We start from the raw sequence: 23,131 nt of genomic DNA on the forward strand, positions 1-23,131 counted from the left end.
GCCAGTATTGCCTTGAAGGCCTATTTCTATCCCGATTGCCATGATCGTGCGCGGCCGATCCTGTATCGCTCAGGCCTCGTCGGGGTCCTGTCCCATGAAGCCGCCGCTCTGGTGCGTCCACAGCCGCGCATAGACACCCCCTTGCGCCAGCAGCTGTGCGTGCGTGCCTTCCTCGACGATGCGGCCGGCGTCCAGCACGATGAGCCGGTCCATGGCGGCGATGGTGGACAGGCGGTGCGCGATGGCGATCACCGTCTTGCCCCGCATCAGTCCGTCCAGGCTCTGCTGGATGGCGGCCTCCACCTCGGAGTCCAGCGCGCTGGTGGCCTCGTCCAGCAGCAGGATCGGGGCGTCCTTGAGCATCACGCGCGCGATCGCCACGCGCTGGCGCTGCCCGCCCGAGAGCTTGACGCCGCGCTCGCCCACCTGGGCGTCGTAGCCGCGGCGGCCCTGCAGGTCGGTCAGCTCGTCGATGAATTGCGCGGCCTCGGCGCGTTCGGCAGCCAGGCGCATGTCTTCCTCGGAGGCATCGGGGCGGCCGTACAGGATGTTGTCGCGCATTGATCGGTGCAGCAGCGAAGTGTCCTGCGTGACCATGCCGATCGCTTGGCGCAGGCTGTCCTGCGTGACGTGGGCGATGTCCTGCCCGTCCACCAGAATGCGTCCGCCCTGCACGTCATGAAAGCGCAGCAGCAGGTTGACCAGCGTGGACTTGCCCGCGCCGGAGCGGCCGATCAGCCCGATGCGCTCGCCTGGGCGGATGGTGAGGTTCAGCCCGTCGATCACTGCCGCGCCGTCGCGGTAGCCGAAGCGCACGTTCTCAAACTGCACCTCGCCACGCGTGACCTGCAGCGGGCGGGCATCGGGCGCATCCACCACCGTGCGCGGGCGGGTGAGGGTGTTGATGCCGTCCTGGATGGTGCCCACGCTCTCGAACAGCGTGGTCATCTCCCACATCACCCAGTGGGCGTGGCCCGAAACGCGCAGTGCCATGGCGGTCACCGCGGCCACCGCGCCGGCGCCTACCTCGCCCCGTGACCACAGCCATAGCGCCGTGCCGCAGGCACCGAGGATCATGCCCACCACCAGGGCGTGGTTCACGATCTCGAAGCGGCTGACCAGCCGCATCTGTGCGTAGCCCGTGGTCTTGAACGCGTCCATCGCCGCGCGGGCAAACTCGGCCTCGCGCCGCGTGTGCGAGAACAGCTTCACCGTGGCGATGTTGGTGTAAGCGTCCGTCACGCGGCCGGTCATGACGGAGCGCGCGTCGGCCTGGGCCTTGCTCACCTGGCCCAGGCGTGGCACGAAGTACCAGCACGCGGCCGCGTAGCACAGCGCCCACGCAAGAAAGGGCAGCAGCAGTCGCCATTCAAAGCCGCCCGCCAGTGCCAGGATGGTGACCAGGTAGACGCCCATGCCGATCACCACGTCGCAGGTGGTAAAGATCATGTCGCGCACGGCCAGCGCGGTCTGCATGATCTTGGTGGTGATGCGGCCCGCGAACTCGTCCGCATAGAACGCCATGCTTTGGCCCAGCATCAGCCGGTGGAAGTTCCAGCGCAGGCGCAGCGGGAAGTTGATGGCCAGCACCTGGTGGCGCACGGTGGTCTGCAGCGCCACTATGCCAATGCTGGCGACCAGCACCGCAGCCACCCCGGCGAGCAGCGTGCCGCGCTCGGCCCAGAAGCGCTCGGGCGCAGTGGCGGCGATCCAGTCCACCACCCGTCCCAGCACGGCAAACAGCAGCGCCTCGTAGATGGCCACCACGGCAGACAGGGCGGCCATGGCCCCAACATAGCCGCGCAGGCCGCGCGTGCTGGCCCACACGAAGGCGAGGAACCCGGCGGGCGGCACGGTCGGCTCGGCCGCAGGGTACGGGGGGACACGATTTTCGAACAACCGAAACAACACGATGGCGGACACTCCTGATGCGGCCATGGTACGGGCCGGCGGCTGGCGACGCCGGCGTGGGGAATTGCGCAGGCGCCGCAGCCGCGCGGTCGCAGCAGACGTTGGCGGTGTCTGTTGCCCCCGCACGGGTAAATGCCGCTATGCTCTGCGGCGCGGCGGCGGCCTATCAGCCGTTGTCCTCCCTGTCCATCTGCCCGCATGCCGACATCCCACGCACAGCGCTCGTTCCCCTGGCACTGGCTCCCCGGAGCGGCCGTGGCGCTGGCCGGTTGCGCGGCAAGCTACGCGCTGTACCACCAGCAGCAATCCTCCATGCAGGCCATCGCGCGGGTGCGTTTCGAGCAGGAGGCCCGGCTGTTTGCCGAGACGCTGCAGCGGCGCATGGAGTCCCACGCGGTTTTGCTGCAGGGCATGCGCGGCCTGCTGACGGTGAATCCGCAGCTGCGGCGCGCCGACTTCGAGCGCGTGGCGCGTGAGCTGGATCTGCAGCATTACCACCCCGGCGTGAAGAACATCAACTTTACGCGGTACGTGCCCGGCCCCCGGCGGGCGGCCTTCGAAGAGCAGGCGCGCTCCGACCCGCATCTGGACGGCGACCTGCCGCGGGATTTCGCCATCCATCCGCAGGCCGTATTGCCCGACTATTTCGTGGTGGACTACCTCTGGCCCCAGGGGGGCAACAGCGGCTTGCAAGGGTTGGAGATCCATTCCCAGCCAGCGAACCTCGAAGCCATGCGCCGTGCGCGCGACACCGGCGGGCTGGTCGCCTCCGCGCCGTTCGAGCTGCACCAGGAAACCGAGCACCGCACGGGCGTCATCATCCGCATGCCGGTGTTTGCCGAGCCGGCGGCCGGACAGGCGGGGCCGGCGCGCTTTCTGGGGGCGGTGGGCGTGAGCCTGCGCATCTACGACATCGTGCATGCCGTGCGCACCGCGGGCAACATGCAGGGCCTGGCGCTGCGCATGGCGGACGTGGGCCCCTTCAACAGCGAGGAGCCTGCTCCGCCGCAATCCCTCTTTGAATCGGAGACGCGCGTCGGCACCTCTGCCATGGAATATGAGCAAAGCGTGCGCGTGGGCGCAAGGCGCTGGAGCCTGCAGTTTCAGCCCGTCGTGCCGTTCCTCTCGCCGCAGGAGTCGCGCCTGCCCTGGCTGCTGGGCTCGGGTGGTCTGGTGGTGACCGCACTGCTCACCGCGCTGGTATCCATGCTGGTGCTGCGGCGGTCGCAGGCACTGGACCATGCCAAGGAGACCGATACGGCCTTGCGCGAAAGCGAGGCGCGCCTGCGCGCCGTGTTCAACCAGGCTGCGGTGGGCATCGCCCAGACCGACTCGCGCACCGGCCGCCTGGTGCGCATGAACCAGAAGTTCTGCGACCTGCTGGGCTACAGCGCGCAGGAACTGCAGCAGATGCGCTTTCAGGACTTCAGCGAGCCCAGCGACCTGGCCGCGGACCTGGAGCAATTGCAGCGGATGCTGGCCGGTGAGCTGAGCGAATACCGCATGGAAAAGCGCTACCGCCGCAAGGACGGCAGCGAGGTGTGGGTGGACCTCATGGTCTCGCCGCTGCGCCTGGAAGGCCAGCCCGAACACCACCTTGCGGTGGTGCAGGACATCAGCAAGCGCAAGCACATGGAGCAGGTGCTGCGCCAGAGTGAGGAGCACCTGCGCAACATCCTGAACCACATGCCCGTGGGCGTGAACCAGGTGCAGGACGGCAAGATCGTGTTCCGCAACGACCGTCATGTCCAGATCTGCGGCTACGACATACGCGAGGCGCCCGACGTGGACACCTGGTGGCGCCTGGTAATGCCCGATGCATACCAACGCGAGCATGCGCGCGAGGCATGGCACTCCGCATGCACGGCGGCGCTGAAGAACCCCGACGGTGCCATCCGTACCGTGGAATGCGTGATCACCGCCAAGTCGGGCGTGCGCCGCGCGGTCGAGCTGTCCGGCATGATCCTGGGCGACTCGCACATCGTCACCATGGTGGACCAGAGCCAGCGCAAGGCGGCCGAGGAAGAGGTGCGCTACCTGGCCTACAACGATCCGCTCACCGGCCTGCCCAACCGCCGCCTGCTGCTGGACCGCCTGGAGCAGGCGCTGGCCATGAGCGCCCGCCACCAGCTGTGCGGCGCGGTGATGATGCTGGATCTGGACAACTTCAAGACCATCAACGAGACGCAAGGCCCCGACATGGGTGACCGCCTGCTGCGCGAGGTGGCCCGGCGGCTGCGCGACTGCGTGCCCGAGGACGAAACCCTGGCGCGCCACGGCGGCGACGAGTTCGTCGTGGTGCTCAAGGACCTGGGCGCCGACCCGCAGGAGGCCGCCAACCGCGCCGAGGAAATGGGCCAGACGATCCTGGCGGCCATTCGCGCGCCCTTCGACATCGACGGTCAGCAGCACCACACGGCGCTCAGCGTGGGCATCGCCATCTTCCGCGGGGTGCGCGAATCGGCGGACGAACTGCTCAAGCGCAGCGACCTTGCCATGTACGAGGCCAAGGCCGCCGGGCGCGATACGCTGCGCTTTTTCGATCCACAGATGCAGGCTGCGGTGTCCGAACGCGCGGCGCTGGAGGCGGACCTGCGCGCCGGACTGGATGCGGGACAGTTAGAACTGTTCTACCAGCCCAAGGTGGACCAGGGCCGCATCACGGGCGCCGAGGCGCTGGTACGCTGGCGCCATCCGGACAGGGGCTTCATCTCGCCAGCGGAATTCATTCCCTTGGCGGAAGAAAGCGGACTGATCCTGCGCGTGGGCGAGTGGGTGATGCGCAGCGCCTGCGCACAGCTGGCGCAGTGGAGCGCGCACCCGGTGCTGGGTGAGCTCACCGTCGCGGTGAACGTGAGCCCGCGCCAGTTCCACGAGAGTAGCTTCGTGCCCCAGGTGCTGGAGGCGCTGGCCGCCTCGGGCGCCGACGCGCGCCGCCTGCGGCTGGAACTGACCGAGGGTATGCTGCTGCAGGACGTGGAGGACACCATCGCCAAGATGGTGCAGTTGCGTGGCTACGGCGTGGGCTTCTCGCTGGACGACTTCGGCACGGGCTACTCGTCGCTGGCCTACCTCAAGCGCCTGCCCCTGCACGAGCTGAAGATCGACAAGAGCTTCGTGCGCGACGTGCTCACCGACCCCAACGATGCCGTGATCGCACGCACGATCGTCGCCCTGGGCACCAGCCTGGGCCTGCGGGTGGTGGCCGAGGGCGTTGAGACCGAGGCGCAGCGCGCCTTTCTGGAGCGCAACGGCTGCCACGCCTGGCAGGGCTATCTGCTCAGCCCACCGCTGCAGGCTGCGGCGTTCGAGGCCTTGGTGCTGAAGCGGGCCGGCGTCTGATCGCTGCGGCCTTCTTTTCCATCACGCATTCACGCATGCTGCCCTTCAAGACCCTGGCCCTGTTCCTGCTCACTGCCGTGGCGGAGATCGTCGGTTGCTATCTGCCCTGGTTGTGGTTGCGCCAGGGGCGCAGCGCCTGGCTGCTGGTGCCGGCGGCCGCCAGCCTGGCGCTGTTTGCCTGGCTGCTCACGCTGCATCCGGCGGCCACAGGGCGTGTGTACGCGGCCTACGGCGGCGTGTATGTGGCCGTGGCGCTGGTCTGGCTGTGGACGGTGGACGGCGTGCGCCCCGGCCCATGGGACTGGCTGGGCGTGGCCGTCACGCTGTGCGGCATGGCCATCATTGCCTTTGCCCCGCGTGGGGGCTGAGCTGCCGTAGGATGCTCTCGTAAGAATAGCTGCTGGCGCTTGCTGGGTAAGCGCTAGAGGCCATTTTTGCTTGCAATCGAAGGATGCCCGGCTGGGCATGGGGCCGACACGAGCGCCACGGTATGATTCCGGTCTTTCCTGCACCTGCGAACCGCCCTGTCCAACGCCTGACCCGTGCGTCTTAACTCGATCAAACTCGCCGGCTTCAAGTCGTTTGCCGAGCCCACCAACTTCATGCTGCCGGGGCAACTCGTGGGCGTGGTGGGCCCCAACGGTTGCGGCAAGTCCAACATCATGGACGCCGTGCGCTGGGTGCTGGGCGAGAGCAAGGCCAGCGAGCTGCGCGGCGAGAGCATGCAGGACGTGATCTTCAACGGCACCACCAGCCGCAAGCCGGCCAGCCGTTCCAGCGTGGAGCTGACGTTCGACAACAGCGACCACCGCGCCGGCGGGCAGTGGAACCAGTTCACCGAGATTGCCGTCAAGCGCGTACTCACGCGCGACGGCACCAGCAGCTACTTCATCAACAACCAGCCGGTGCGTCGCCGCGACGTGCAGGACGTGTTCCTGGGCACGGGCCTGGGCCCGCGCGCCTACGCCATCATCGGCCAGGGCACGATCAGCCGCATCATCGAAAGTCGCCCCGAGGAACTGCGCCTGTTCCTTGAAGAAGCCGCGGGCGTGTCCAAGTACAAGGAGCGCCGGCGCGAGACCGAGAACCGCCTGTCCGACACGCGGGAGAACCTCACGCGGGTGGAGGACATCCTGCGCGAACTCAATGCCAACCTCGACAAGCTGGAAAAGCAGGCCGAGGTGGCCGCGCGCTACAACGCGCTGCAGCAGGACGTGACCCTCAAGCAGCACCAGCTGTGGTTCCTGAAGCGCACCGAGGCGGAAAGCGAACAGGCCCGCGTGCGCACCGAGGGCCTGGCCGCCGTGAACGACCTGGAGTCGCGCATGGCCGACCTGCGCCATGTGGAGGCCGACCTGGAGACCATCCGCCAGGCGCACTACGAGGCGGGCGACAAGGTCAACCAGGCACAGGGGCGCCTCTATGAGGCCACGGCCGAGGTCGGCAAGCTGGAAGCCGAGATCCGCTACGTGGTCGAGGGCCGCCAGCGCGTGGAGCAGCGCCTGGTGCAACTGGCCGAGCAGATCGCCCAGTGGTCCGCGCGCAAGGAAGAGGCTGAAGCCGAAGTCGAAAGCATCGAAGGCGCCGGCATGAATGCCGAGGAGCAGGCCGAGATCCTGGCCGCACAGGTCGAGGAGCAGGCGACACGCCTGCCCGAGCTGGAAGACGCCCTGCGCCAGAGCCAGCAGCGCAGCGACGAGCAGCGCGCCACCGTGGCGCAGGTGCAGCAGCAGATCCAGGTGCTGGCGGCCGAGCAGCGCAGCCTGGACGAGCAAAGCCGCCAACTGGAGGCGCGCCTGGAGCGCCTGCGCACCGACCGCAATGCCCTGGCTGCGCCCGACGAGGCGCGCCTGGCCAACCTGCGCCAGCAGTTGCAGCAGGCCGAGGAGGGCGCCGAGATGGCCGAGGCGCGCCTGGCCGAGCTGCAGGACAGCGTGCCCCAGCTCGACGAGGACCGCCGTGCGCGCCAGCAGGTCGTGAACCAGGAAACGGCCCGGCAGGCCGACCTGTCCGCGCGGCTGGAGGCACTCAAGGCCTTGCAGGAGAAGGTCAAGGTGGACGGCAAGCTCCAGCCCTGGCTGGCCAAGCACGGGCTGGAAGGGCTGCAGGGACTGTGGAGCCGCATCCACATCGAACCCGGCTGGGAGAACGCGCTGGAGGCCGCGCTGCGCGAGCGCCTGGCCGCGCTGCCCGTGGGCCGGCTGGACATGGTGCGCGGCTTCCTGGGCGCGGGCGGGCAGGATGCGCCTCCGGCGCGGCTGGCTTTCTACTGCGCGCCGTCTGCGCCCGCGCCCGAAACCCCCGCTGGTTCATCGCGCTTGTCGGATCTGCTGCGCGTGCACGACGCCGGGCTACACGCCGTGCTCGTGGACTGGCTGCAGGGCTGCTACACCGCGCAGACGCTGGACGATGCGCTGAACCGCCGTGCGCAGTTGCAGCCGGGCGAGGCCATCTATGTGGCAGCCGGACATGCCGTGGGCGCGCACAGCGTGAGTTTTTATGCGCAGGACTCCGAGCAGTCCGGCCTGCTGGCCCGGGCGCAGGAGATCGAACACCTGGAGAAAGAGCTGCGTGCCCAGGCATTGATCGCCGAGGAGGCGCGCACGGCGCTGGTGCGTGCCGAGAGCCTGTACGCCGACGCGGCGCAGCGCCTGGTGGCCGCGCGCCGCGAGGCCAGCGAGGCCCAAGGCCGCGCGCACGAGCTGCAGGTCGAGACCCTGCGCCTGTCCCAACTGGCCGAGCAGACCCGGGCGCGCAGCGAGCAGATTGGCGCCGATCTGTCCGAGGTTGAGGCGCAGTTGGGCGACCTGCAGGAGCGCCGCGTCACCGCGGAGGCGCGTTTTGAAGAACTAGACATGCAACTGGCCGACAGCCAGGAGCGCCACGCCCAGCTGGGCGACCGTGTGATCGAGGCCGAGCGCCGCCTGGCCGAATGCCGTGAGCAGCAGCGCGCGCTGGAGCGCCAGGCGCAGGAGGCCCAGTTCTCCCAGCGCAGCCTGCAGGCCCGGCGTGCCGAGCTGGCGCGCACCATCGACACCGCGGCCACCCAGGCACGCGCGTTGCACGATGAGCGCCAGCGCGCGCAGGACGAGCTTTCGCGCCTGTCCGATGCCGCCGCCCAGGGCGGCCTGCAGCAGGCGCTGGACCTGAAGATCGAGCGCGAAAAAGACCTGGCCGCCCAGCGCAGCCAGTACGATGACCTGACGGCGCGGCTGCGCGCCAGCGACGAACTGCGCATGCAGAACGAGCGCACGCTGGAGCCCCTGCGCGCACGCATCACGGAGTTCCAGCTCAAGGAGCAGGCGGCGCGCCTGGGCCTGGAGCAGTACAGCACGCTGCTGGCGGACGCGCAGGCCGACCTGGCGGCGGTGGAGCGCTCCATCCAGGACGGTGGCGTGCGCATGGCGGGGTTGCAGGGCGAGATCGACCGCCTGCACCGCGAGATCACGGCGCTGGGCGCGGTGAACCTGGCCGCGCTGGAGGAGCTGCAGCTCGCGCGCGAGCGCAAGGGCTTCCTGGACGCGCAGACCGAAGACCTGACGCTGGCCATGACCACGCTGGAGGACGCCATCCGCAAGATCGACGGCGAGACGCGCACCCTGCTGTCGGGCACCTTCGAGACCGTCAACGGGCACTTCGGCCGCATGTTCCCCGAACTGTTCGGCGGCGGCCAGGCCAAGCTCATCATGACGGGTGACGAGATCCTCGACTCCGGCGTGCAGGTCATGGCCCAGCCGCCGGGCAAGAAGAACCAGACCATCCACCTGCTGTCGGGCGGCGAGAAAGCACTCACCGCGATCGCGCTGGTGTTCGCCATCTTCCAGCTCAACCCCGCGCCGTTCTGCCTGCTGGACGAAGTGGACGCGCCGCTGGATGATGCCAACACCGAGCGGTATGCCAAGCTGGTGTCCAGCATGTCCAAGGGAACGCAGTTCCTCTTCATCAGCCACAACAAGATCGCCATGGAGATGGCCGAGCAACTGATCGGCGTCACCATGCAGGAGCAGGGCGTGTCGCGCATCGTGGCCGTGGACATGGAGTCCGCGCTGTCCATGGCCGAGGCCTGACCCCGTATTCACCATGAGCAACTTCCAACTTGGTCTCATCATCGCCGGCGCGCTCGTGCTGATCGTCGTCGTCGCCTACAACGCCTGGACAACCCACCGCAACGCGCCCAAGCGCCCGCGGCCGGCCGAGGCCGATCCCGCGCAGGAGCCCGTGGCGCGCCATGAGCCCGCCTTTGATGGCGCGGTGCTTACCGGCGCGGGGCTCACCGGCGCGGGGCTCACCGGCGCGGGGCTTGTCGGGAGCGGCGCCGAAGGCGAGGCCGAGCCCGGCTTTGACGGCCACGCCGTGGATCTGCGTGATGCGCTGGACCTGCCCGTGCCCACGGCCGAGCGCCGCGGCGGGCTGGATCCGCTGATCGACGCCATCGCCCCCATCGTGGCCGAGCAGCAGGTTTCGGGCGATGCGGCCCTGGCCGCGCTGCCGCCCACGCGCCGCGCGGGCAGCAAGCCGTTCGCGGTGGAGGGCTTCAACGACGCCGCGCAGCAGTGGGAAACCCCCCAGCCCGGCCAGCGTTACCTGCAGTTCCAGGCGGGCGTGCAACTGGCCAACCGCCTGGGTGCGCTCAACGAGATCGAGTTCTCCGAATTCGTCATGAAGGCCCAGGGCTTCGCCGACGCGATCAATGCCGCGCCCGACTTTCCCGACATGCTGCACGAGGTGGCCCGCGCGCGCGAGCTGGACCAGTTCGCCAGCGAGCACGATGCGCAGCTCACCTTCGTGCTGCGGGCGCGCCACGCGGCCTGGAGCCCCGGCTACGTGCAGCAGAACGCCGCACGCCTGGGGCTCGTCGCCGGTGCCATTCCGGGCCGGCTGGTGCTGCCGGCGCAGGGGCCGGGCCTGCCGCCCGTGCTCACGCTGACCTACGACGCGCAGGCCGCCATGTCCGACGACCCCGAGCAGTCCGCCGTGCGCGACATCGTGCTGAGCCTGGACGTGGCCCAGGTCCACCGCTCGCAGCAGCCCTTTGCGCGTCTGCGCGAGGTCGCGGCCGCGCTCGGCGAGGCCATGGACGGCGTGCTGTGCGACCAGAACGGCACGCCGCTGCCTGCCATGACCATGGAGCCCATCGCCGCCGATCTTGAGCAGCTGTACGACAAGCTGGACAGCCGCGAACTCTCGGCCGGCTCCGCGCTGGCGCGGCGCCTGTTCAGCTAGGAACCGGCATGATCGACCTGCGCGCCCATGATGTGCGCTCTTTCCTCCCAGCCCAGGACTTCGCGCTGTCCAAGGCGTTCTACGCGGCCCTGGGCTGCACCCTGGAATGGTCGGACGAAGACTTGGCCCTGTTCCACCTGGGCGGGGCACGGTTCTACCTGCAGCGCTACTGCGTGAAGGAATGGGCGGACAACTGCATGCTGCACATTTCCGTGCAAGACGCGGCCCAGTGCTTTGCAGACGTTTCGCAGCTCATCGGCACGGGCCGCTTTCCTGGGGCCCGCGTGTCCGCACCGAAGCAGGAACCGTACGGCGCGTGCGTGACCTACGTCTGGGACCCGTCGGGCGTGCTGCTGCACCTCGCCCAATGGGACCGGGCCTGACCCTTTCCGGCATGACTGAACAATCCGACCTTTTTCCGGCTCCCGCGCCCAAGGGGTCTGCGCTGGTAGCTACAAAAATCAAAGCGCTTCGCGAGCAGTTGAACCGCTGGGCGCACGAGTACTACGTCCAGGACACGCCGAGCGTGCCCGATGCCGAGTATGACCGCGCGTTCCAGCAGCTGCAGGCGCTGGAGGGCGCTTACCCCGACCTGGTGACGCCCGACTCGCCCACGCAGCGCGTGCTGGGCGCGGTGCTGGACGGGCTGACACCGGTGCGCCACCGCGTGCCCATGCTCAGCATCCGCACTGAAACCGACACAGAGGCCAGCGGCGCTAAAGCCTTCGACGCGCGCGTGCGCCGCGAACTGAAGCTGCCGCCCGATGCGCCGCCGGTGGAATACGTGGCCGAACCCAAGTTCGACGGCCTGGCGATGAGCCTGCGCTACGAGGGCGGGCGCTTGGTGCAGGCCGCCACGCGAGGCGATGGCGAGGTGGGCGAGGACGTGACCCACAACGTGCGCACCATCCGCCAGATCCCCCTGAGCCTGCCCGCCGGCGTGCCGCCGGTGCTGGAGGTGCGCGGGGAGGTCTACATGCGCCGCGCGGACTTCGACGCACTCAACGAGCGCCAGCGCGAGAAGGGCGACAAGACCTTCGTCAACCCGCGCAACGCCGCCGCCGGCGCGGTGCGCCAGTTGGACTCAGGCATCACCGCGCAGCGGCCGCTGTCGTTCTTCGCCTACGGGCTGGGCGAGGTCACGCCTGCCGCCGAGGGCGGGCCCGACTTCGGCACGCACTTCGGCATGCTGCAGCAGCTCAAGGAATGGGGATTTCCGGTCGCAGCCCAGGTGCAGATTGCGCAAGGCGCTTCTGAACTCATAGCGTTCCATCAGCGTGTGGGGGCCGAACGGGACGCGCTGCCCTACGACATCGACGGCGTGGTCTACAAGGTCAACAGCCTGGCACTGCAGCGCCAGCTGGGCTTTGTGACGCGCGAGCCGCGCTGGGCCGTGGCCCACAAGTACCCGGCCCAGGAGATGGTCACGCGCGTGGAAGGCATCGACGTGCAGGTGGGCCGCACGGGCAAGCTGACGCCCGTGGCGCGACTCGCGCCGGTGTTCGTGGGCGGCGTCACGGTGACCAATGCCACGCTGCACAACCTGTTCGAGCTGCGCCGCAAGAAAGTGCGCGTGGGCGACCAGGTGATCGTGCGCCGCGCGGGCGACGTGATTCCCGAGGTGGTGGGCGTGGTGCCGGCGGGCGCAGGCCTGGCAGTGCTGGCGGGGTCCGACGCGCTGGTGGACGCCGCCAGCAGCGCGGACGGCACCGCACCCGCGCAGCCGCTGGCGGGGCCGCGCCAGCCCTACGTGCCCAACTTCCGCATGCCGCGCCAGTGCCCCATCTGCGGCAGCGCCGTGGTGCGCGAGCCGGGCGAGGTCAACCACCGCTGCTCCGGCGGGCTGTTCTGCCCCGCGCAGCGCAAACAGGCGGTGCTGCACTTCGCACAGCGCCGCGCCATGGACATCGAGGGCCTGGGCGAGAAGCTGGTGGACCAGCTCGTCGAAGGCCACGTGATCCGCACGCTGCCCGACCTGTACCGGCTCGGGCTGTCCAGCCTTGCGCAGCTCGACCGCATGGCCGAGAAGTCCGCGCAGAACGTGCTGGATGCGCTCGACAAATCCAAGCGCACCACGCTGGCGCGCTTTCTCTTCGGCCTGGGCATCCGCCATGTGGGCGAGGCCACGGCCAAGGACCTGGCGCGCCACTTCGGCCGGCTCGACGCCATCATGGATGCGGGCGTGGAGCAGTTGCTGCAGGTGAATGACGTGGGGCCCGTGGTGGCCGAGGCCATCCACACCTTCTTCGCGCAACCCCACAACCGCGAGGTGGTCGAGCAGCTGCGGGCCTGCGGCGTCACCTGGGACGAGAGCGAGCCCGCTGCCGCCGCCACGCTGCCCCTGGCGGGCATGACCGTGGTGCTGACCGGCACGCTGCCCACCCTGGGCCGCGACGCAGCCAAGGACCTGCTGGAGTCCGCCGGTGCCAAGGTGGCAGGTTCGGTCAGCAAGAAGACGCACTACGTGGTGGCCGGCGCCGACGCGGGCAGCAAGCTCGCCAAGGCGCAGGAACTGGGCATCCCCGTGCTGGACGAGGATGGGTTGCATGCGTTGCTGCGGGGCACAACGCCCAACGCAGGTGGGGGCTAGATGGCACTGACCCGCCGCGCCCCACGGCTGGGCCTTGCGCTGGGCAGCGGCTCGGCGCGCGGCTGGGCGCACATCGGCGTGCTGCAGGCGCTGCGGGAGGAGGGCGTGCGGCTGGACGTGATCTGCGGCTCCTCCATCGGTGCGCTGGTGGGCGCGGCCTACGCGGGGGGCGAACTGGAGCGCTTTGCCGACTGGGTGCAGGGCCTGGGCCTGCGCGACGTGTTCGGCTTCATGGATTTCAATCTGTCGGGCGGCATGCTCAAGGGCGAAAAGCTCATCGCCTTCTGGCGCCGCAACTTCGCCGATTTCGACATCGACGCGTCGCCGCTGCCCTTCGGCGCGGTGGCGACCGACCTGCACTCGGGTGCCGAAGTCTGGCTGCGCCACGGCTCCATCGCCGACGCGGTGCGCGCTTCCATCGCGCTGCCGGGCCTGTTCACCCCCGTGAACCACACCGACGGGCGGCTGCTGGTGGATGGCGGACTCGTCAACCCCGTGCCCGCATCGCTGGCCCGTGCCATGGGTGCGGACATCGTCATCGCCGTGGACCTGAATTCCGACATCCTGCACCGCCACATGCATCCGCTGGCGGTGGTGCGCGAGCCGCAGGCCTCCGTGCCCACGGATGCGGCGCCGGTCCCCGGGCCGGAGCCGGTGCACGAACCGCTGGTCAGCGCCGACTGGATGCGCCGCCTGAAGTTCTGGGCGCCCGCCAGCGGCGAGGCGCCGCCTCCCAAGCCATCGGCGCTGGACGTGATCATGACCAGCGTGAACATCATGCAGATGCGCATCACCCGCAGCCGCATGGCGGGTGACCCGCCCGAGGTGGTGATCGCCCCGCGCCTGGCGCATTTGGGCCTGCTGGACTTTCACCGTGCCAGCGACGCCATTGCCGAGGGCCGGCGCGCCGCCCATGCCAGCCTGCCGCAGTTGCGCCAGTTCATGGGCTGACGCGGTGGCGCGGGCCACCGGGCGGTCAGTGGCATCCGTACAGCGGCCCAGCCTTGCGCGGGATTGGCGGTATAAAGCAGGCCCGGCCCGTCGCCAGGCGCCGCGGCTGGTGCGGCGACCGGCGCGTGTTCTGCCTGCCGCGCATGGCCGGGCACCCCTGTCTACGCATTGCTTCTGAATTCATAGCTGCTAGCGCTTGCTGATCAAGCGCTACAGGCCATTTTTGCCCATAAATTACATGGATCTTTCCACGACCCTGCGAGCCCGCTGGGCCCGCCTGCGGCCCGCGCTGGCGCAACTGTTGCATCGGCCCGAGCGCTGGCTGTCCGCGCATGGCCTGGTGTGGCTGCTGGCGGCGCTGGCGCTGGCCGGCGTGCTGTATGTGCTGGCGCTGATCCCGTTCACGCCGGGGATCAGCGACATCCGCAAGGCCAAGAGCGACCAGCCTGCGCAACTGGTGTCCGCCGACGGGCGGCTGCTCGCCGAGTACCGGTGGGTGAACCGCGAATGGGTGCCGCTGGAAACCATCGCCAAGCCCGTGGTCGATGCGCTCATCGCCACCGAGGACCACCGTTTCTACGACCACTTCGGCCTGGACTGGCGGCGCACGCTGTCGGCCGTCGTGCGCACCGTGGGCGGCGACAAGCAGGGCGGCTCCACCATCACCCAGCAGCTTGCGCGCAATCTCTACCCCGAGGACATCGGCCGCGCGCCCACGCTCACGCGCAAGATCAAGGAGGCGATCACCGCGTTGAAGATCGAGTGGCTGTACTCCAAGGACGAGATCCTGGAGACCTACCTGAACACGGTGCCATTCCTCTACAACGCCTACGGCATCGAGATGGCGGCGCGCACGTACTTCGACAAGTCGGCCGACAAGCTCAACGTGCTGGAGAGCGCCACGCTGATCGGTATGCTCAAGGGCACGGCCTACTACAACCCGGTGCTCAACCCCGAGCGCGCGCAGGCCCGGCGCAACACCGTGCTGGCGCAAATGGCCAAGCGCGGCAAGCTCTCGCAGGCGGAATACGAGCGGCTGATCAAGCGCCCGCTGCGCATCCGCTTCGAGCGGCAGGCCGAGGTGGCGGGACTTGCCCCGCACCTGGCGCAGCAGCTGCGCCGCCAGCTCATCGACTGGGCCGACCGCAACGGCTACAGCCTGTATTCCGATGGGTTGGTGATCCGCACCACCATCGACGGGCGGCTGCAGGAGATGGCCAACCGGGCCGTGCAGCAGCAGGGCCGGGCGCTGCAGGGCGTGGCTGACGGTGCGTGGGCGCCGCGCAGCGCCTGGGGCCCCAAGAGCGCGCTGGTGCAACAGCTGGTGCGCGAGTCGCCCCAGTACGAAAAGGCGGTGGCCGGGGGGGCCGCACCCGAGGAGGCGCTGCGCGAGCTGCTGGACGACGGTAGCTTCCTGCGCACGCTGCGCCAGTCCAAGACCCGCGTGCAGGCCGGCTTCATGGCCATGGACCCGCGCAGCGGCGCCGTGCTGGCCTGGGTGGGCAGCCGCGATTACGCGACCGATCCGTTCGACCACGTGCAGGCCGCACGCCGACAGCCGGGCTCCACCTTCAAGCCCTTCGTGTACGGCGCGGCCTTTGCGATGGGACTGCAGCCGACCGACACGCTGCTGGACACCGCGGTGGAGATCCCCCTGGGTGGCAAGCGGGTCTGGCGCCCCACGGACGGCCGCACGCCGCCCAGCGAGGAGCCCATGACGCTGCGCGACGGGCTGGCGTACTCCAAGAACACCATCACCGCACAGCTCATGCAGAAGGTGGGGCCGGCGCGCGTGGTGCAGCTGGCCCGCGCCATGGGCGTGCGCGAGTCCGAACTGGAGGCCGTGCCCGCGCTGGCGTTGGGCACGAGCTCGGTCACGCTCAAGGAGATGGTCGCCGCCTACGGCACCATCGCCAACGGCGGGCGTTACCTGGCGCCCCGGGTCATCACGCGCATAGAGGACAAGGACGGCAAGCTGCTGGAGGAATTCAAACCTGCATCGCCCGAGCGCGCGCTGGACGTCACCGCCGCGCAGCAGCTGCGCGACGCGCTGCGGGGCGTGGTGGACAAAGGCACGGGCGCGGCCATCCGCAGCCGCTACGGCATCACGGCGGACGTGGCGGGCAAGACCGGCACCACGCAGGACAACACCGACGGCTGGTTCATCCTGATGCATCCGCAGCTCGTCGCGGGGGCCTGGGCGGGCTTCAACGACGGGCGCATCACCCTGCGCAGCGACTACTGGGGGCAGGGCGCGCACAGCGCGCTGCCTATGGTGGGCGACGTGTTCCGCCAGGCCCTGCGCGCCAAGGTCATCGACGCGCGCGAGCGCTTCGTGGATGAGGAGGAAAGCTCCTGGATCGGCTCGGCCGCAGGCACGCTGCGCAACTGGGTCTATGACCTGTTCGGCCGACCCACGGGTGAGCAGGCCGGCCCGGCGGGCGCTCCGGCGCCGCAGCCCGAACTGCCGCAGACGCCGGCGCCGGCCGCCAGCGCCCCGCCGCCGGAAGAGCGCCCCGAGATCACGGATGCGCCCCTTGTGCCGCTGCAGGAGGTCACGCCCCGCCCCGCGCCGGCCGAGCCGCCGGTGTGGGTGACCGAGCCGGATGCACCGTTGCCGGTTCCGCCAGCCGCTGCTCCGGCGGCGCCCCCGGCGCCACCCGGTGCCGGCCCCACCGTGCCGCAGGTCGTTCCTGGCGTGGTGGTCGATCCCGTGCAGCGTGGCGTGGTCGTACCCCGGCCGCAGGACAACGCGCCGTTTTTCGTCGAAACCCGCTGACCACGGCCCTTTGGCATGCAGACGCCGCTCCAACCCTCGCCAGCGCGCATCCCCGCCGCCGTATGGGCGCTGGGCCTGGTGAGCATGCTGATGGACATCTCGTCCGAGATGATCCACAGCCTGTTGCCGATGTTCATGGTGGGCGCGCTGGGCATGTCGGCCTTCGCGGTGGGCCTCATCGAAGGTCTGGCAGAAGCCACGGCGCTGATCGTCAAGGTGTTCTCGGGCACGCTCAGCGACTATCTTGGCAGGCGCAAGGGGCTGGCGTTGCTGGGCTATGGGCTGGGGGCGGTCACCAAGCCGCTCTTCGCGCTGGCTTCGGGCGCCGGCTTGATCGTGACGGCGCGCCTGATCGATCGTGTGGGCAAAGGCATCCGCGGCGCACCGCGCGATGCGCTGGTGGCCGACGTGACCCCGCCGGAGATTCGCGGTGCCGCGTTCGGCCTGCGCCAGTCACTGGACACGGTGGGCGCCTTCGTCGGGCCGCTGCTGGCCGTGGGCCTGATGCTGCTGTGGGCCAACGACTTTCGCGCCGTGTTCTGGGTGGCGGTAGTGCCGGGCGTGCTGTCGGTGGCCGTGCTGGCCTGGGGCGTGCGCGAGCCTGCGTCCCAAGGGGGCGTGCGCCGCACCAATCCCATCCGGCGCGAGAACATCCGCCGCCTGGGGCCCGCCTATTGGTGGGTGGTGGCCGTGGGTGCGGTGTTCACGCTGGCACGTTTCAGCGAAGCCTTCCTGGTGCTGCGCGCCCAGAACATCGGCATACCCATGGCACTCGTGCCCCTGGTGATGGTGGCCATGAACCTGGTGTATGCGGCGGCGGCCTATCCATTTGGCAAGCTGTCGGACCGCGTGAGCCACACGCGGCTGCTGGCCTGGGGCCTGGTGGTGCTGATCCTGTCGGACGTGCTGCTCGCAACGGCCCAGCACTGGACCCTGGTGATTGCCGGCGTGGCCGTATGGGGCATTCACATGGGCATGACGCAGGGCCTGCTGTCGGCCATGGTGGCGGATGCAACTCCGGCCGACCTGCGCGGCACGGCCTATGGCGTGTTCCACCTGGCCAGTGGTTTGGCCATGCTGGTGGCCAGCGCGGTGGCTGGGTTGCTCTGGGATGCCGTGGGGCCGGCAGCCACGTTCTGGGCCGGCGGTGCGTTTGCGGCGCTGTGCCTTGCGGGTCTCGGTTGGCGCAGCGCAGGGGCTGGCCGCTTGCTCAGGTGATGTCGATGCAGTGCATGCCGAAGTGCCCCGCGCGACGGTCGGCAAAGAATTGCTCCAGCGTGTGCTTGACGGTGCGAAACGCGATCTCGTCCCAGGGGATCTCGTCCTCGGTGAACAGGCGTGCCTCGATGGTCTCGTGGCCGGGATCGAAGCGGTCGCTGAGCAGCGTGGCCAGGTAAAAAAGGTGCACCTGACCCGCCTGCGGCACGTTCAGCAGCGAAAACAGCGGGCCCATCTGGATTTGCGCGCCCGCTTCCTCGTCGGTCTCGCGCGCGGCGCCCTCGACGGTGGTCTCGTCCAGTTCCATGAAGCCGGCCGGCAGGGTCCACTTGCCGCGGCGCGGCTCGATGTTGCGCTTGCACAGCAGCACGTGGTCGCCCAGTACCGGCACCGTTCCCACCACCATCAGCGGGTTTTCGTAGTGGATTACGTTGCAACTGGGGCAGACGGCGCGCTCGCGCGTGTCACCGTCGTCGGGCACGCGGTAGGCCACGGCCGTTCCGCAGGCGCGGCAATGCTTGATGGGGCGGCGGAAATTCATCGTTGTATGAATAAAAAACGGCTGCAGCGCTTATGGAGAAAGCGCTAGCAGCTATTTTTATGATAGTGAATCAGGCCACGGCCACGCGCAGCGTGCCCAGGCCGTCGATGCCGCCTTCCAGCACGTCGCCGCGCACCACCGCGCCCACCCCCTCGGGGGTGCCGGTGAAGATCAGGTCGCCGGGCTGCAGCTCCCACGCGGCGGACAGGTGTTCGATGGTCTCGGCGATGTTCCATATCAGCTGGCCCACGCTACTGCGCTGGCGGTCCGTGCCGTTGACCTGCAGCCAGATGGCTGCTTGCTGCACGTCGCCCGCCTGCGCCGCGGGCGTGATCGGGCCGATGGGCGCGCTGGCCTCGAAGCCCTTGCCGATGCACCAGGGGCGGCCCTGCTTCTTCATCTCGCCCTGCAGGTCGCGACGCGTCATGTCCAGGCCCACGGCGTAACCCCAGATGTGCGACAGCGCGTCTGCCGCGGCGATGTGCTTGCCGCCCTTGCCGATGGCCACCACCAGCTCGATCTCGTGGTGCAGGTCCTTGGTCAGCGTGGGGTAGGGCATCTGGCCGGTCTCGCCCGGGTTCACGGGCAGCACGGCGTCGGCGGGCTTCATGAAGAAGAACGGCGGCTCGCGGCCGGTGAAGCCCATTTCCTTGGCATGCTCGGCATAGTTGCGGCCCACGCAGTAGATGCGGTGCACGGGAAAGCGCTGGGTTGTGCCCACGACGGGCACGCTGGCCTGCGGTGCGGGAGGGATCACATAGCTCATGGTTCTCTGGGTGGTAGCGGCGGTGTGAAGGGATGAAGCAGTGTGCCACGGCGCGGCGCCGCGCATGGGCTGTGGCCCGCATTACGCCCGGCGCCGGCTTGGCTTATGCTGCGGCCGCATGAAGCTCTACAACTACTTCCGCTCCTCGGCATCGTTTCGCGTGCGCATCGCGCTGGAAGTCAAGGGCCTGCCCTACGACTACCTGCCGGTCCACCTGGTCAAGGCAGAGCATTTGGCGCCCGGCTATGCCGACCGCGTGGGTGACACGCTGGTGCCGGCGTTGCAGACCGATGACGGCCACCTGCTCACGCAGTCGATGGCGATCATCGAATATCTGGACGAGATCCACCGCGAGCCTGCGCTGCTGCCCGGCGACGCGCTGGCGCGCGCGCGCGTGCGGGCGCTGGCGCAGATGGTGGCCTGCGAGATCCACCCCCTGAACAACCTGCGCGTGCTCAAGTACCTCAAGCACCAGCTGCAGGTGGAAGACGCCTCCAAGGACGCCTGGTACCGCCACTGGGTGCGCAAGGGCCTGGAGGCGTTCGAGCGGCAGCTGGGGCTGCTGGACGGCGAACGGCAGGCCGCCGGGCTGGCGGCCTCGCGCCTGTGCTGGGGCGATGCGCCCACGCTGGCCGACTGCTGCCTGGTGCCGCAGATTTTCAACGGCCGGCGCTTCCATGTGGACATGGACGGCCTGCCGCGCACGATGGCCGCGTTCGACGCATGCATGGCGCTGCCGGCCTTCCAGCGCGCGCAGCCGTCTGCCTGCTCGGACCACGAGGCCTGAAGCCCGTGGCACAGACCGCTCCCTCCGCAGTTCCGCACGACTGGCTGGTTCCGGACTGGCCCGTGCCCGCCCGGGTACGTGCGCTGTGCACCACGCGCAACGGCGGCGTGAGCGCGCCGCCCTGGGACAGCTTCAACCTGGGCCGCTTCGTGGGCGACGACCCCGCCGCCGTGCAGGCCAACTGGGCTGCGCTGCAGGATGCGCTGGGCGCTGGCGGCTCCGCGGTACGGGCGTCATACCTGCGCCAGGTGCATGGCACGGCGGTGCAACCGCTGGACGCGCACACGCCCGATGGGCTGGACGCCGATGGCTGCACCACGCAGGCCGCAGGCGTGGCCTGCATCGTGATGGCGGCGGATTGCCTGCCGGTACTGTTCACCAACCGCGCGGGTACGCGCGTGGCCGCGGCGCATGCGGGCTGGCGCGGTCTGGCCGCAGGAGTGTTGGAATCGACTTTGGAGTGTTTCAGGCCCGCAGCGCAGGCAGGTCAAGCGCGGGCAGCTATTGAAAACGGAGCGACGGCGGATGCGGATGACGTAATGGCCTGGCTGGGGCCCTGCATCGGCCCCGAGGCCTTCGAGGTGGGCGCGGAGGTGCGCGAGGTCTTCTGTGTGCAGGATCCGCGGGCGGCCGCGTACTTTCGCCCGCATGCCAGCGATGGCAAGTGGCTGGCGGACCTGGCCGGGCTGGCACGCCACCGCCTGCGCGCCTGCGGTGTTACGGCGCTGTACGGCAACGACAGCACCAGCGCCTGGTGCACGGTGGCCAATCCGTTACGGTTCTTTTCGCACCGGCGGGACACCTCCCGGCTTGGCAGCAGCGGGCGCATGGCCGCCTGCATCTGGCTGGCCGCCTGAGGCGGCTTCCACCTCGGCCTGCTGCCGGGCGCGCAGCGCGCGCTTTCGCCCGGGCGTGCCCAGGATGTAGAGCACGATGGACATGGGCAGCAGCCCGTACAGCACGAAGGTGACGCTGGCGCCCAGCGCCGTGCCGTTGGCGGACGTGGCCTCGGCCAAGGCCATCAACACGGTGACATACAGCCATGCGATAACCACCAGGTACATGATCGATTCCGAAAGGGCAAAGCGGCGATTGTGGCCGGCTTGCCACGGCGGCGGAAACCCAAAGCCCTGCGAATGCGCTGCAGTTTTCTGCGGCACCGCCTGCTGGGCAACAATGACACATGGGGCCCGCGCCTGGGCCGCGATGGAGGCTGCATGAGCACGAATTTCGACGCCAGCTGGGCCGACAGCGCCCGGCAGTTTCAGCAGATGGTGGGCGAGGGCTGGAGTCAGATGCTGCAGGTCCTGCAGCCCAAGGAAATGGGCGCCGCGCTGTCCATGCCAGCTGCCGGCCCGGTGAGCTTCGCGCCCGACAAGCTGGCTGCGGTGCAGCAGCGGTACCTGCAAGAGGTGCAGGCGCTGTGGAGCCACGCGCTGCATCACGACGATGCACCCCTCAGCAACGACCGCCGGTTCGCGGGCGAGAATTGGGCGCACAACCCGTTGTCGGCGTTCTCGGTCGCGGCCTACCAGTTGCAGGCGCACGCGCTCATGGGACTGGTCGACGCGGTGCAGGCCGACGACAAGACCCGCGCACGCATCCGCTTCAGCGTGGAGCAGTGGCTGGCCGCTATGGCGCCCAGCAACTTCCTGGTGTTCAACGCGGATGCGCAGCAAAAGGCCCTGGAAACGCACGGCGAGAGCATCGCCAAGGGCGTGGCCAACCTGCTGCACGACCTGGGCCAGGGGCATATCTCAATGACCGACGAGAGCCGTTTCGAAGTGGGCCGCAACGTGGCGACCACCGAGGGTGCCGTGGTGTTCGAGAACGAGCTGTTCCAGCTGCTGGAATACAAGCCGCTCACCCCCAAGGTGTACGAGCGGCCCTTGCTTATGGTGCCGCCGTGCATCAACAAGTACTACATCCTGGACCTGCAGCCCGACAACTCGCTGATCCGCCATGCCGTGGTCCAGGGCCACCGCACCTTCGTGGTGAGCTGGCGCAACCCCGATGCGTCGCTGGCGCACAAGACCTGGGACGACTACATCGACGAGGCCGTGCTTACGGCCATCGCCACCGTGCAGCAGATCGCTGGCGCCAAGCAGATCAACGCCCTGGGCTTTTGCGTGGGCGGCACCATGCTGGCCACGGCGCTCGCGGTGCTGGCGGCGCGTGGCGAGGAGCCTGTGGCCAGTTGCACTTTCCTGACCACGCTGATCGATTTTGCCGACACCGGGATCCTCGACGTCTTCATCGACGAAGGCTTCGTGCGCATGCGCGAACTGCAGATGGGGCAGGGCGGGCTCATGAAGGGCCAGGACCTGGCATCCACCTTCAGCTTTCTGCGCCCGAACGACCTGGTGTGGAACTATGTGGTGGGCAACTACCTCAAGGGCGAGACGCCGCCGCCCTTCGACCTGCTGTACTGGAACAGCGACAGCACCAACCTGCCTGGGCCGTACTACGCCTGGTACCTGCGCAACTTCTACCTGGAGAACAACCTTATCCGGCCGGGGCGGCTCACCGTGTGCGGCGAGTCACTCGACCTGACCCAGGTCCAACTGCCTGTGTACATCTACGGCTCGCGCGAGGATCACATCGTGCCGATCGGCGCGGCCTACGCCTCCACACAGGTATTGCCGGGGGACAAGCGTTTCGTGATGGGCGCGTCGGGCCATATCGCGGGGGTCATCAACCCGCCCGCCAAGAAAAAGCGCAGCCACTGGCTGCGCGAGGATGGGCAACTACCCGCCACGCTGGATGCATGGCTGGCTGGGGCCACCGAACTGCCCGGCAGTTGGTGGGACGACTGGTGCGCATGGCTGCACGGCCACGCCGGTCGGCAGATCTCCGCACCCAAGGCCTATGGAAAGGCGCCGAAGTTCAAGGCCATCGAACCCGCGCCAGGGCGCTACGTGCAGCAAAAGGCCTGAGGCCGGCGCCGCACGCTCCCGGGGCGGTGTTGCGGCGCGCTGCGGGGTGACTACGCAATAGTCCTGACACCGGGCCGACAGACAATG

The 23,131-nt window shown here is 69.0% G+C and carries 16 protein-coding genes; 12 read left to right on the forward strand and 4 right to left on the reverse strand.

Annotated features, from left to right (window positions below; translation table 11 throughout):
- Positions 1–69: 69 nt before the first annotated feature.
- Entirely contained in the window at positions 70–1,938 is a 1,869-nt protein-coding gene (locus tag K2L43_RS09205) for an ABC transporter ATP-binding protein (RefSeq protein ID WP_269466925.1), read from the reverse strand.
- 171 nt (positions 1,939–2,109) lie between these two features.
- On the opposite strand from K2L43_RS09205, the gene K2L43_RS09210 reads away from it, so the two are divergent.
- The 9 genes from K2L43_RS09210 to K2L43_RS09250 all read left to right on the forward strand — a co-directional run bounded on the left by K2L43_RS09210 (position 2,110) and on the right by K2L43_RS09250 (position 18,014).
- Positions 2,110–5,253, forward strand: coding sequence for an EAL domain-containing protein (locus K2L43_RS09210; protein WP_220638927.1), 3,144 nt, complete (start codon positions 2,110–2,112; stop codon positions 5,251–5,253).
- Positions 5,254–5,288: 35 nt separating this feature from the next.
- Positions 5,289–5,621 carry a YnfA family protein gene (locus tag K2L43_RS09215; protein ID WP_011805330.1) on the forward strand — a complete coding sequence of 111 codons (333 nt, stop codon included), beginning with the start codon at positions 5,289–5,291 and terminating at the stop codon, positions 5,619–5,621.
- A 174-nt stretch (positions 5,622–5,795) separates the two neighbouring features.
- Positions 5,796–9,320: a chromosome segregation protein SMC gene (gene smc, locus K2L43_RS09220; RefSeq protein ID WP_220638928.1), complete on the forward strand. Its 3,525-nt coding sequence runs from the start codon at positions 5,796–5,798 to the stop codon at positions 9,318–9,320.
- Between the two features lie 13 nt (positions 9,321–9,333).
- Positions 9,334–10,476 carry a cell division protein FtsZ gene (locus tag K2L43_RS09225; protein ID WP_220638929.1) on the forward strand — a complete coding sequence of 381 codons (1,143 nt, stop codon included), beginning with the start codon at positions 9,334–9,336 and terminating at the stop codon, positions 10,474–10,476.
- A gap of 8 nt (positions 10,477–10,484) precedes the next feature.
- Entirely contained in the window at positions 10,485–10,859 is a 375-nt protein-coding gene (locus K2L43_RS09230; protein WP_220638930.1) for a hypothetical protein, read from the forward strand.
- Positions 10,860–10,870: 11 nt separating this feature from the next.
- Positions 10,871–13,066: an NAD-dependent DNA ligase LigA gene (gene ligA, locus K2L43_RS09235; protein ID WP_220638931.1), complete on the forward strand. Its 2,196-nt coding sequence runs from the start codon at positions 10,871–10,873 to the stop codon at positions 13,064–13,066.
- A complete protein-coding gene (locus tag K2L43_RS09240) occupies positions 13,067–14,017 on the forward strand; it encodes a patatin-like phospholipase family protein (protein ID WP_220638932.1) in 951 nt (316 codons plus the stop codon).
- A gap of 238 nt (positions 14,018–14,255) precedes the next feature.
- On the forward strand, positions 14,256–16,796 hold the full coding sequence (locus tag K2L43_RS09245) for a penicillin-binding protein 1A (RefSeq protein WP_220638933.1): 2,541 nt from the start codon (positions 14,256–14,258) through the stop codon (positions 16,794–16,796).
- Positions 16,797–16,811: 15 nt separating this feature from the next.
- Positions 16,812–18,014 (forward strand): MFS transporter, encoded by a 1,203-nt coding sequence (locus K2L43_RS09250; RefSeq protein ID WP_220638934.1) that lies wholly within the window; start codon positions 16,812–16,814, stop codon positions 18,012–18,014.
- On the opposite strand, the gene K2L43_RS09255 is transcribed toward K2L43_RS09250, so the two are convergent.
- Both K2L43_RS09255 and K2L43_RS09260 read right to left on the reverse strand, forming a co-directional pair.
- Positions 18,007–18,555: an NUDIX hydrolase gene (locus tag K2L43_RS09255; protein WP_011805322.1), complete on the reverse strand. Its 549-nt coding sequence runs from the start codon at positions 18,553–18,555 to the stop codon at positions 18,007–18,009. The genes K2L43_RS09250 and K2L43_RS09255 overlap by 8 nt on opposite strands.
- 70 nt (positions 18,556–18,625) lie before the next feature.
- A complete protein-coding gene (locus K2L43_RS09260; protein WP_011805321.1) occupies positions 18,626–19,321 on the reverse strand; it encodes a fumarylacetoacetate hydrolase family protein in 696 nt (231 codons plus the stop codon).
- A 118-nt stretch (positions 19,322–19,439) separates the two neighbouring features.
- Here K2L43_RS09260 and maiA point away from each other — a divergent pair, with 118 nt between their 5' ends.
- Entirely contained in the window at positions 19,440–20,108 is a 669-nt protein-coding gene (gene maiA / locus K2L43_RS09265; RefSeq protein WP_220638935.1) for a maleylacetoacetate isomerase, read from the forward strand.
- 5 nt (positions 20,109–20,113) lie between these two features.
- Positions 20,114–20,965: a peptidoglycan editing factor PgeF gene (pgeF, locus tag K2L43_RS09270; RefSeq protein ID WP_220638936.1), complete on the forward strand. Its 852-nt coding sequence runs from the start codon at positions 20,114–20,116 to the stop codon at positions 20,963–20,965.
- On the opposite strand, the gene K2L43_RS09275 is transcribed toward pgeF, so the two are convergent.
- A complete protein-coding gene (locus tag K2L43_RS09275; protein WP_011805318.1) occupies positions 20,882–21,172 on the reverse strand; it encodes a hypothetical protein in 291 nt (96 codons plus the stop codon). The genes pgeF and K2L43_RS09275 overlap by 84 nt on opposite strands.
- A gap of 153 nt (positions 21,173–21,325) precedes the next feature.
- On the opposite strand from K2L43_RS09275, the gene K2L43_RS09280 reads away from it, so the two are divergent.
- Positions 21,326–23,044, forward strand: coding sequence for an alpha/beta hydrolase (locus K2L43_RS09280; protein WP_220638937.1), 1,719 nt, complete (start codon positions 21,326–21,328; stop codon positions 23,042–23,044).
- Positions 23,045–23,131 lie beyond the last annotated feature (87 nt).

It is taken from the genome of Diaphorobacter sp. MNS-0, from assembly GCF_019602835.1.
Lineage (GTDB): Bacteria > Pseudomonadota > Gammaproteobacteria > Burkholderiales > Burkholderiaceae_C > Diaphorobacter > Diaphorobacter nitroreducens.

What these genes read in the sequence shown, in the direction of transcription:
- K2L43_RS09205 (WP_269466925.1), bottom strand. Translation starts at nt 1,938, where the DNA reads ATGGCCGCATCAGGAGTGTCCGCCATCGTGTTGTTTCGGTTGTTCGAA.
- K2L43_RS09210 (WP_220638927.1), top strand. Translation starts at nt 2,110, where the DNA reads ATGCCGACATCCCACGCACAGCGCTCGTTCCCCTGGCACTGGCTCCCC.
- K2L43_RS09215 (WP_011805330.1), top strand. Translation starts at nt 5,289, where the DNA reads ATGCTGCCCTTCAAGACCCTGGCCCTGTTCCTGCTCACTGCCGTGGCG.
- K2L43_RS09225 (WP_220638929.1), top strand. Translation starts at nt 9,334, where the DNA reads ATGAGCAACTTCCAACTTGGTCTCATCATCGCCGGCGCGCTCGTGCTG.
- K2L43_RS09230 (WP_220638930.1), top strand. Translation starts at nt 10,485, where the DNA reads ATGATCGACCTGCGCGCCCATGATGTGCGCTCTTTCCTCCCAGCCCAG.
- ligA (WP_220638931.1), top strand. Translation starts at nt 10,871, where the DNA reads ATGACTGAACAATCCGACCTTTTTCCGGCTCCCGCGCCCAAGGGGTCT.
- K2L43_RS09240 (WP_220638932.1), top strand. Translation starts at nt 13,067, where the DNA reads ATGGCACTGACCCGCCGCGCCCCACGGCTGGGCCTTGCGCTGGGCAGC.
- K2L43_RS09245 (WP_220638933.1), top strand. Translation starts at nt 14,256, where the DNA reads ATGGATCTTTCCACGACCCTGCGAGCCCGCTGGGCCCGCCTGCGGCCC.
- K2L43_RS09250 (WP_220638934.1), top strand. Translation starts at nt 16,812, where the DNA reads ATGCAGACGCCGCTCCAACCCTCGCCAGCGCGCATCCCCGCCGCCGTA.
- K2L43_RS09255 (WP_011805322.1), bottom strand. Translation starts at nt 18,555, where the DNA reads ATGAATTTCCGCCGCCCCATCAAGCATTGCCGCGCCTGCGGAACGGCC.
- K2L43_RS09260 (WP_011805321.1), bottom strand. Translation starts at nt 19,321, where the DNA reads ATGAGCTATGTGATCCCTCCCGCACCGCAGGCCAGCGTGCCCGTCGTG.
- maiA (WP_220638935.1), top strand. Translation starts at nt 19,440, where the DNA reads ATGAAGCTCTACAACTACTTCCGCTCCTCGGCATCGTTTCGCGTGCGC.
- K2L43_RS09275 (WP_011805318.1), bottom strand. Translation starts at nt 21,172, where the DNA reads ATGTACCTGGTGGTTATCGCATGGCTGTATGTCACCGTGTTGATGGCC.
- K2L43_RS09280 (WP_220638937.1), top strand. Translation starts at nt 21,326, where the DNA reads ATGAGCACGAATTTCGACGCCAGCTGGGCCGACAGCGCCCGGCAGTTT.